General features: G+C 69.0%; 8 protein-coding genes. 1 reads left to right on the top strand and 7 read right to left on the bottom strand.

What is annotated here, in order from left to right:
- Nucleotides 1–183 precede the first annotated feature (183 nt).
- The 3 genes from TR46_RS32970 to thyX all read right to left on the bottom strand — a co-directional run bounded on the left by TR46_RS32970 (nt 184) and on the right by thyX (nt 3,869).
- A complete protein-coding gene (locus TR46_RS32970; protein ID WP_042409342.1) occupies nt 184–1,869 on the bottom strand; it encodes a ribonuclease J in 1,686 nt (561 codons plus the stop codon).
- 149 nt (nt 1,870–2,018) lie between these two features.
- On the bottom strand, nt 2,019–2,918 hold the full coding sequence (gene dapA, locus TR46_RS32965; protein ID WP_042409338.1) for a 4-hydroxy-tetrahydrodipicolinate synthase: 900 nt from the start codon (nt 2,916–2,918) through the stop codon (nt 2,019–2,021).
- Between the two features lie 210 nt (nt 2,919–3,128).
- A complete protein-coding gene (gene thyX / locus TR46_RS32960) occupies nt 3,129–3,869 on the bottom strand; it encodes an FAD-dependent thymidylate synthase (protein ID WP_439654405.1) in 741 nt (246 codons plus the stop codon).
- Between the two features lie 161 nt (nt 3,870–4,030).
- Here thyX and TR46_RS32955 point away from each other — a divergent pair, with 161 nt between their 5' ends.
- The gene (locus tag TR46_RS32955) at nt 4,031–4,648 is read left to right on the top strand and encodes a GNAT family N-acetyltransferase (protein WP_052433308.1); all 618 of its coding nucleotides are present in this window, start codon (nt 4,031–4,033) and stop codon (nt 4,646–4,648) included.
- Here TR46_RS32955 and TR46_RS32950 read toward each other — a convergent pair.
- The 4 genes from TR46_RS32950 to TR46_RS32935 form a co-directional block, all read right to left on the bottom strand.
- Nucleotides 4,578–5,066 carry a tetratricopeptide repeat protein gene (locus TR46_RS32950; RefSeq protein ID WP_042409332.1) on the bottom strand — a complete coding sequence of 163 codons (489 nt, stop codon included), beginning with the start codon at nt 5,064–5,066 and terminating at the stop codon, nt 4,578–4,580. The two genes, TR46_RS32955 and TR46_RS32950, sit on opposite strands and share 71 nt — an antisense overlap.
- Nucleotides 5,063–5,821: a 4-hydroxy-tetrahydrodipicolinate reductase gene (gene dapB, locus TR46_RS32945; RefSeq protein ID WP_042409328.1), complete on the bottom strand. Its 759-nt coding sequence runs from the start codon at nt 5,819–5,821 to the stop codon at nt 5,063–5,065. Before dapB ends, TR46_RS32950 begins: the two co-directional genes overlap by 4 nt.
- Nucleotides 5,822–5,881: 60 nt before the next feature.
- On the bottom strand, nt 5,882–7,240 hold the full coding sequence (locus TR46_RS32940) for a M16 family metallopeptidase (protein ID WP_042409326.1): 1,359 nt from the start codon (nt 7,238–7,240) through the stop codon (nt 5,882–5,884).
- Between the two features lie 92 nt (nt 7,241–7,332).
- Nucleotides 7,333–9,546 (bottom strand): polyribonucleotide nucleotidyltransferase, encoded by a 2,214-nt coding sequence (locus tag TR46_RS32935; protein WP_042409323.1) that lies wholly within the window; start codon nt 9,544–9,546, stop codon nt 7,333–7,335.
- Between the last annotated feature and the right edge of the window lie 147 nt (nt 9,547–9,693).

Genomic DNA, 9,693 nt, shown 5'->3' with positions numbered 1-9,693 from the left:
ATCCGCTTTCCCGAAAAACGACATACCAAAGAAGAGCCATGCTGTCTGTTCGGAAGGATTGGTTGCCACCGCTGTCCGCAGGGCAACCCGCAAGACATTACGCGCCCGCCAAGAGCGTGTCAAATCATGAGTGTGCCCCCGTGGGAACGGACCTCGTCCCACGGGGGCACACTCGCACAACCGTCAGACCTCCACGACCACCGGGAGGATCATCGGGCGACGGCGATAGGTGTCGGACACCCACTTGCCGAGGACCCGGCGGACCAGCTGCTGGACCTGGCGGGGCTCGATGACTCCGTCCTGGGCCGAGCGGGACAGGGCGTCCTGCATCTTGGTGATGGCCGGGCCGAAGGCGTCGTCGTCGATACCGGAGCCGCGGGCCTGGATGTTGGGGCCGGCAGTGATCTTGCCGGTGTTGGAGTCCACCACCAGGAAGACCGAGATGATGCCCTCCTCGCCCAGGATGCGGCGGTCCTTCAGCGAACCCTCGCTGATGTCGCCGACCGACAGGCCGTCCACGTACACATAGCCGGCCTGGACCTTGCCGACGATCTTGGCAGCGCCGTTGACCAGGTCGATGACGACCCCGTCCTCGGCGATGACGATGTGGTCCTTGGCGATACCGGTCTTCTGGCCCAGCTCGGAGACCGCCCGCAGGTGCCGCCACTCGCCGTGGACCGGCATCAGGTTGCGGGGCTTGCAGATGTTGAAGAAGTACAGCAGTTCGCCGGCCGAGGCGTGGCCCGAGACGTGCACCTTGGCATTGCCCTTGTGCACGACGTCCGCGCCCCACCTGGTCAGGCCGTTGATCACGCGGTAGACCGCGTTCTCGTTGCCCGGGATGAGCGAGGACGCGAGGATGACGGTGTCACCCTCGACGATGCGGATCTGGTGGTCTCGGTTGGCCATCCGGGACAGCGCCGCCATCGGCTCGCCCTGGGATCCGGTGCAGATCAGCACCACGTCCTCGTCGGGCAGGTCGTCCAGCGTCTTCACGTCGACGACCAGGCCGCCCGGCACCTTGAGGTAGCCCAGGTCACGGGCGATGCCCATGTTGCGAACCATGGAGCGGCCGACGAAGGCGACCTTGCGGCCGAACTCGTGGGCGGTGTCCAGGACCTGCTGGATGCGGTGGACGTGACTGGCGAAGCTCGCCACGATGATCCGCTTGTCGGCGCGGTCGAAGACCTGCTGGAGCACCGGGCCGATATCCCGCTCCGGTGCGATGAACCCGGGGACCTCGGCGTTGGTGGAGTCCACCAGCAGCAGGTCGATGCCCTCCTCGCCCAGACGGGCGAAGGTCGGCAGGTCGGTGAGCCGCTTGTCGAGCGGCAGCTGGTCCATCTTGAAGTCGCCGGTGGCGACGACCATGCCGGCCGGGGTGCGGATGGCGACGGCCAGCGCGTCCGGGATGGAGTGGTTCACCGCGATGAACTCGCAGTCGAACGCGCCGATGCGCTCGCGCTCGCCCTCCTTCACCTCCAGCGTGTACGGCCGGATGCGGTGCTCGGTGAGCTTGGCCTCAATCAGCGCCAGCGTCAGCTTGGAGCCGATCAGCGGGATGTCGGGCTTCTCGCGGAGCAGGTAGGGAACGGCACCGATGTGGTCCTCGTGCCCGTGGGTGAGGACGATGCCGTCGATCTTGTCCAGCCGGTCCCGGATGGAGGTGAAGTCAGGCAGGATCAGGTCGACGCCGGGCTGCTGCTCCTCGGGGAACAGGACGCCGCAGTCGACGATGAGCAGGCGGCCGCCGTACTCGAAGACCGTCATGTTGCGGCCGATCTCACCGAGCCCGCCCAGCGGGGTGACGCGGAGCGCCCCCTCGGCGAGCGGCGGCGGGGTGCCCAGGTCAGGGTGCGGATGGCTCAAAAGTCTCTCCTTTCCGCGCACACCGCGCACCCCGGTTGGGTGCGCAGTGCAGGCGGCATCGTTTCTTCGTTTCCGTGGTGCAACACGTCACAGCTCCGGTGGCGGGCAGGACGTGGAAGTCTGTTGTCCGGAGGTGTACCCCTCCGATGTCAGAGGTGTACCCCTCCGGCGATGAGATCCTTCTTCAGCTGTTCAACCTCGGCGTCAGTGGCCTCGACCAGCGGCAGTCGCAGCGGACCGGCCGGGAGGCCCTGCAGGGACAGGGCAGCCTTGGTGGTGATCACGCCTTGAGTACGAAACATACCCGTGAAAACCGGCAGCAGGCGCTGATGCATCTCCGCGGCCTTGGCCACGTCGCCCGCGAGGTGGGCGTCCAGCATGTCACGCAGTTCGGCCGAGACCACATGGCCGACGACGCTGACGTAGCCGACCGCGCCGATCGACAGCAGCGGCAGGTTCAGCATGTCGTCGCCGGAGTACCAGGCCAGACCGCTGCGCGAGATCGCCCAGCCGGCTGCGCCGAGATCGCCCTTGGCGTCCTTGTTGGCGACGATCCGGGGGTGCTCGCCCAGACGGACGAGCGTCTCGGTGTCGATGGGAACGCCGCTGCGGCCGGGGATGTCGTAGAGCATCACCGGAAGGCCGGTGGCGTCGGCGACCGCGGTGAAGTGCCGGCGCAGGCCCTCCTGCGGAGGCTTGTTGTAGTACGGGGTCACGACCAGCAGGCCGCCGGCCCCGGCCTGCTCGGCCTGGTGGGCCAGCTCGATCGAGTGCCGGGTGTCATTGGTGCCCACCCCCGCGACCACGTGGGCGCGCTCCCCCACCGCTTCCACCACAGCTCTGACCAGGGCGCTCTTCTCGGCGTCGGTGGTGGTCGGCGACTCGCCGGTGGTGCCGTTCACGACGAGTCCGTCGTTGCCCGCGTCGACCAGATGGGCCGCCAGACGCTGGGCGCCTTCGAGGTCGAGGGAGCCGTCAGCGGTGAACGGGGTCACCATCGCGGTCAGCGCCCTGCCGAAGGGGATCTCGGGGGTGGAGGTCGGAGCCATGAACCCAACGCTACTCGTTGCCGGTGCGTGCCAGCACAGGCGGTCCAACAGGAGAAACACAGAAGGGGAGCCCGGTGCCGCCTGCTCGGGGGTTCAGGCGGCACCGGGGCTCGTGTTCTGACTCTAGGGAACAGTGCGATATCCCGCAAATGGGACATTTGGGAGATCTGACCCTTTGTAAGCAGGAGCCCTGACCACCCCTTGCACTGCCTAGGGCGCGACCCGTCCGTGCTCATTGAAGGCGGCGTGCGTCAGGGGCATGAGCTCGGCCCACTTCGCCTCCATCCTCTCCGCGACCATCTCGATCTCCCGCTGCGGGAACGAGGGCACCTTGGCCCGTTCGTCCTTGGTGCGCAGCGAGAGGAAGTGCATCAGCGAGCGGGCGTTGCAGGTGGCGTACATGGACGAGAACAGCCCCACCGGCAGCACCGCGCGGGCCACCTCCCGGGCCACGCCCTCGGCGAGCATCGCCTGGTAGGCGGCGTACGCCTGACGGTACGACTCCTCCATGGCCGAGCTCACGGCCTTGTACTGGTCGGCCGTGCCCTCGTAGAACTCGTACTTGCCGGGACGGCCCTTCTGGACCAGCTTGCGCTCCGCCGCCGGGACGTAGAAGACCGGCTGCAGCTCACGGTAGCGACCGCTCTCCTCGTTGTAGCTCCAGCCACTGCGGTGCCGGTGGAACTCGCGGAAGACGAAGATCGGGGCGCTCACCAGGAAGGTCATCGAGTTGTGCTCGAACGGGGTGCCGTGGCGGTCGCGCATCAGGTAGTTGATGAGGCCCTTGGAGCGCGCCGGGTCCTTTCCGAGCTCGTCGATCGACTGCTCGCCGGCGGTCGACACGCGGGCGGCGAACAGGACGTCGGCGTCCTGGGCGCTGCTGCGAACCAACTCGACGGTGACGTCGTCCCTGAAGACGGGCTCCGGTACGGCGGGGGCTTCGTCGGTCACCTGGCACATTCCTTTCGTGGCCGGTCGGGTCCCGGTTGCGGACCGCCCTCAGGGTATCGGTCGCCGCTGACAGCATCGCCGTCCTGCTTATCCTGCTCGCAGGGGAAGAACAGGAAGAGGCAGGACAGGAAGAGACAAGAAGGGACAGGAAGGGGCCGGGAATGCACGAGGTGGAGATACGGGACGCCACCGCCGCCGACATCGGACCCGTGCGGCGGCTGCGGGCGGCGTCCTGGCAGGCCGCGTACGCGGGCATCCTGCCGCCGGTGTACCTGGAGGCCATGGACACCGGACCGGAGGAGATCGCGCGCGCCGTACGGGGCTTTCTGCGGAATCCGCCGGACCGGCATCTGCTGGTGGCCGAGCGGGGCGGGCGGATCGTGGCGTTCGCCAACTGCGGCCCGGAGCGGCCGACAATCGCACACCTGCGCGGTGGGGTGCTCCGCGGCGAGGTGTACGCGCTCTACGCCCATCCGGACGCCTGGTCCACCGGCGCGGGCGCGCCGCTGCTGACCGCCGCGCTGGAGCGGCTGCGTGCGGACGGACGGGAGCAGTCCGTGCTGTGGGTGCTGGAGGCCAACGCCAGGGCCCGGGCCTTCTACGAGCGCCAGGGGCTGCGCCCGACCGGGGAGCGCACCACGATCCGGCTGGGTGGCGCGCTGCTGCCCGAACTGGAGTACGCGACCGTTCCCGGCGCCGAACGGGTCGTCAGCCAGCGGACGGAGCTCCCTGCCCCGCTCCCTGCCCCGATCCCGATCCCGATCCGTCGTGGAGCTTGATGGCGTGCTGCATGGCCTTGCGGGCGCGCGGTGTGTCGCGGGCGTCCGCGTAGGCGACGGCCAGGCGGAACCAGGAGCGCCAGTCCTCCGGGGTGCGCTCCGTCTCGGCCTGGCGCCGGGCGAAGACGGCGTCCGCCGAGTCCCGGTCGATGCGGCCGCCGGCGCTGCGCTTCAGCTCGTCGACCGGAAGGCCGCCCTCGGCCTCCAGCTCCCGGGCCAGTGCCGCGCTGCGGCGGCCGAAGCGGTAGGTCTTCCAGAGGAACCAGGCGCCCAGGGCCACCAGCACCTCGGCGGCGATGCCCATACCGATGCCCAGGCCGTTGCCGGTGGCCATCAGCTGGCCGCCGATCACCACGATGACCAGGAAGCCGAGCAGCAGGCAGATCGAGACGCCGAAATAGGTGACCTTGGCGATCATGCTTCCTCGAAGACGAAGTTCTCGAGGCCGACGGTCAGCCCCGGGGTGTCCACCACCCGGCGCACGCCCAGCAGGATGCCGGGCATGAAGCTGCTGTGGTGCAGTGAGTCGTGACGGATCGTCAGCGTCTCGCCCTGATCCCCGAAGAGCACCTCCTGGTGGGCCAGCAGGCCGCGCATCCGCACGGAGTGCACCGGCACCCCGTCCACGTCCGCGCCGCGGGCGCCGTCCAGGCCGTGGGTGGTCGGGTCCTCCTGCGGGGCCAGACCGGCCTCGGCGCGGGCGGCGGCGATCAGCTGGGCCGTACGGGTGGCGGTGCCGCTGGGGGCGTCCGCCTTGTTCTTGTGGTGCAGCTCGACGACCTCGACGGACTCGTAGAACCGGGCCGCCTGCTGGGCGAAGCGCATGGTGAGGATCGCGCCGATGGAGAAGTTGGGCGCGATCAGCACCCCGGTGCCGGGGGCGCCGGCGAGCCAGGTGTTCAGCGAGTCGAAGCGCTCATTGGTCCAACCGGTGGTCCCCACCACCGAGTGGATCCCGTGGGTGATGCAGAACTCGAGGTTGGCCATCACCGAATCGGGGTGGGTCAGCTCCACGGCGACCTGGGCGCCGGTGTCGGTGAGCTTCTCCAGCTTGTCGGCGCGGCCGAGGGCGGCGACGAGTTCCAGGTCCGGAGCAGCGTCGACTGCGCACACGGCTTCTGAACCGATGCGGCCGGCTGCACCTAGGACGGCGACGCGGAGACGGGACTTCATGTGCTGCAACTCCTTGTGCGGTGACCTGTGATCCGTAGCTGACTCTGAAGGCAAAGACCCCTAGAGCGCCTCGGTGAGGCGTTCGGCGCGTTTTCCGGTCACCGGGCCTATGACGGCGAGGGAGGGCTTGTGGGCGGCGAGGACGGTGGAGGCGACCCCGCGCACGTCGTCCAGGGTCACCCCGGAGATCTTCGCCAGCAGCTCGTCCACCGAGAGGTGGGTTCCGTAACAGAGCTCGGCCTTGCCGATGCGGGACATCAGCGAGCCGGTGTCCTCCATGCCCAGCACGGTGGAGCCGGAGATCTGGCCGATCGCCCGGTTGAGCTCCTCCTCCGTGATGCCCTGGTCGGCCACCCGCTGCAGTTCCTCGCGGCAGATGGTCAGTACCTCCTCCACCCGCTTCGGCTGGCAGCCGGCGTAGATGCCGAACAGGCCGGTGTCTGCGTAGGAGGACGAGTAGGAGTAGACCGAGTAGGCCAGCCCGCGCTTCTCCCGGACCTCCTGGAACAGCCGGGAGCTCATGCCGCCGCCGAGGGCGGAGTTGAGTACGCCCAGGGCCCAGCGGCGCGGGTCGTTGCGGGCCAGGCCGGGCAGGCCGAGGACCAGGTGGGCCTGTTCGGTGGGCCGGTCCAGTATCTCGACCCGGCCGGCCGTGCGCAGGGCCCGGCTGCCGCCGCGCGGCTCAGCCGGGACGGCTTCGGTCCGGGTCAGCGAGCCTGCCGCGGCGAAGGCCTTCTCGACCTGGCGGACCACCTTGGCGTGGTCCACGTTCCCGGCCGCGGCGACGACCAGGTGCTCCGGGCGGTAGCGGCGCCTGTAGAAGCCGGCCACCTGGTCCCGGCTCAGTGCGTTGATGGTGTCGACGGTGCCCAGCACCGGACGTCCCAGCGGCGAGGAGCCGAACATCACCTGGGCGAACAGGTCGTGCACCACGTCGCCCGGGTCGTCCTCGGTCATCGCGATCTCTTCGAGGACGACGTCGCGCTCGGTGTCGATGTCCTCCTGCCGGATCAGTGATCCGGTCAGCATGTCGCTGACCACGTCGATGGCCAGCGGCAGGTCGTTGTCGAGCACCCGCGCGTAGTAGCAGGTGTACTCCTTGGCGGTGAAGGCGTTCATCTCGCCGCCGACCGCGTCCAGCGCGGAGGAGATGTCCAGGGCGCTGCGCCGCTCGGTGCCCTTGAACAGCAGGTGCTCCAGGTAGTGCGTGGCACCGTTGAGCACCGGCGTCTCGTCGCGCGAGCCGACGCCGACCCAGATGCCGAAGGCGGCTGACCGCACCGTCGGCAGGGTCTCGGTGACGACCCGCAGGCCGCCGGGGAGGACGGTACGGCGTACGACACCGGCCCCGTCCGTGCCCTTGAGCAGGGTCTTGGTGGAACCGGGGCGCTGCTGCGCAGCCGTGGGCTGCTGTGCCACGTGACTTCCTTAGGCGCTGACGAGAGTGGGGACACGGGGTGCGGCCCGGTCCTCCGAACGGGGGACCGGGCCGCGTGGTGGTGCGGTGCTGCCTACTTGGCCTCTGCCTCGGCAGCGGCCTCTTCGCCCTCGACCACGGGGATCAGCGAGAGCTTGCCGCGCGGGTCGATCTCGGCGATCTCGACCTGCACCTTGGCGCCGACCGCGAGCACGTCCTCGACGTTCTCCACGCGCTTGCCACCGGCGAGCTTGCGGATCTGCGAGATGTGCAGCAGGCCGTCCTTGCCCGGCATGAGCGACACGAACGCGCCGAAGGTCGTGGTCTTCACCACGGTGCCCAGGTAGCGCTCGCCGACCTCCGGCATGGTCGGGTTGGCGATCTGGTTGATCGTCGTACGGGCAGCCTCCGCCGAGGGGCCGTCGACCGCACCGATGTAGATGGTGCCGTCGTCCTCGATGGTGATGTCCGCGCCGGTGTCCTCCTGGATCTGGTTGATCATCTTGCCCTTCGGGCCGATGACCTCACCGATCTTGTCAACCGGGATCTTGATGGTGATGATGCGCGGCGCGAACTCGGACATCTCGTCCGGGACGTCGATCGCCTCGTTCATCACGTCAAGGATGTGCAGACGCGCGTCGTGGGCCTGGTTCAGCGCGGCGCCCAGGACCGAGGCGGGGATGCCGTCGAGCTTGGTGTCGAGCTGCAGCGCGGTGACGAAGGTCTTGGTGCCGGCGACCTTGAAGTCCATGTCGCCGAACGCGTCCTCGGCGCCGAGGATGTCGGTCAGCGCGACGTAGTGGGTCTCGCCGTCGATCTCCTGCGAGATCAGGCCCATGGCGATACCGGCGACGGCGGCCTTCAGCGGCACACCGGCGTTCAGCAGCGACATGGTCGAGGCGCAGACCGAGCCCATCGAGGTGGAGCCGTTGGACCCGAGGGCCTCGGACACCTGACGGATCGCGTAGGGGAACTCCTCACGCGTCGGCAGCACGGGCAGCAGCGCCCGCTCGGCGAGCGCGCCGTGGCCGATCTCGCGGCGCTTGGGCGAGCCCACGCGGCCGGTCTCGCCGACGGAGTAGGGCGGGAAGTTGTAGTTGTGCATGTAGCGCTTGCGGGTCTCCGGAGCCAGCGTGTCCAGCTGCTGCTCCATCCGGAGCATGTTCAGCGTGGTGACACCCAGGATCTGGGTCTCGCCGCGCTCGAACAGGGCCGAGCCGTGGACCCGGGGAATGACCTCGACCTCGGCGGCCAGGGTGCGGATGTCGGTGACCCCGCGGCCGTCGATGCGGACCTTGTCCTTGATGACGCGCTGGCGGACCAGCTTCTTCGTCAGCGAGCGGTACGCGGCGGAGATCTCCTTCTCGCGGCCCTCGAACTGCGGGAGCAGCTTGTCGGAGGCGAGGCCCTTCACCCGGTCCAGCTCGGCCTCGCGGGCCTGCTTTCCGGCGATGGTGAGCGCCTGCGCGAGCTCCTCGGTGACCGCGGCGCTGAGCGCCTCGAACACGTCGTCCTGGTAGTCCAGGAAGATCGGGAACTCGCCGGTGGGCTTGGCGGCGTGGGCGGCCAGCTCGGACTGGGCGCGGCACAGCTCCTTGATGAAGACCTTGGAGGCCTCCAGACCGGCCGCCACGACCTCCTCGGTCGGGGCGGTGGCGCCGCCCTTGACCAGCTCGATCGTCTTGGCGGTGGCCTCGGCCTCCACCATCATGATCGCGACGTCGCCGTCGGCCAGGGTGCGGCCGGCGACGACCATGTCGAACACGGCCTCCTCCAGCTCGCTGTGGCGCGGGAAGGCGACCCACTGGCCCTTGATCAGCGCGACCCGGACGCCGCCGATGGGGCCGGAGAACGGCAGGCCCGCCAGCTGGGTGGAGGCGGAGGCGGCGTTGATCGCCACGACGTCGTAGAGGTCGTCGGGGTTGAGCGCCATGATCGTGCAGACGACCTGGATCTCGTTGCGCAGGCCCTTGACGAAGGACGGGCGCAGCGGGCGGTCGATCAGACGGCAGGTGAGGATCGCGTCCTCGGAGGGCCGGCCCTCACGGCGGAAGAACGAGCCGGGGATGCGCCCGGCCGCGTACATCCGCTCCTCGACGTCCACCGTCAGCGGGAAGAAGTCGAAGTGGTCCTTGGGCTGCTTCGAGGCGCTGGTCGCCGAGAGGATCATCGTCTCGTCGTCCAGGTAGGCGACGGCGGAGCCGGCGGCCTGCTTGGCGAGACGACCGGTCTCGAAGCGGATGGTGCGGGTACCGAAAGAGCCGTTGTCGATGACTGCTACGGCTTCGTGCGTGGTGTTGTCTTCCACCTGGAAGATCTCCTTCGTGTTCCTCAGGTGGAGCGTCCCCGCACCGAACGACCTGGTGGCGGCCCTGGCCGGTCTTCGATCGAAGCCTCCGGACGGCCGGCGCTGCTGCGCTCGTTCCTCCGGCGGCCACTACCGAGGACCGGCGCC

Source organism: Streptacidiphilus carbonis, assembly GCF_000787775.1.
In the GTDB taxonomy this organism is placed as follows: Bacteria; Actinomycetota; Actinomycetes; order Streptomycetales; family Streptomycetaceae; genus Streptacidiphilus; species Streptacidiphilus carbonis.
Note: the sequence above shows the minus strand (reverse complement) of the source record. Positions and strands in the feature narration are given on the sequence as shown.

Bases quoted from the DNA above. Each gene is read 5' to 3' on its own strand.
- TR46_RS32955 (WP_052433308.1), top strand. From the start codon at position 4,031: ATGCACGAGGTGGAGATACGGGACGCCACCGCCGCCGACATCGGACCC.
- TR46_RS32950 (WP_042409332.1), bottom strand. From the start codon at position 5,066: ATGATCGCCAAGGTCACCTATTTCGGCGTCTCGATCTGCCTGCTGCTC.
- dapB (WP_042409328.1), bottom strand. From the start codon at position 5,821: ATGAAGTCCCGTCTCCGCGTCGCCGTCCTAGGTGCAGCCGGCCGCATC.
- dapA (WP_042409338.1), bottom strand. From the start codon at position 2,918: ATGGCTCCGACCTCCACCCCCGAGATCCCCTTCGGCAGGGCGCTGACC.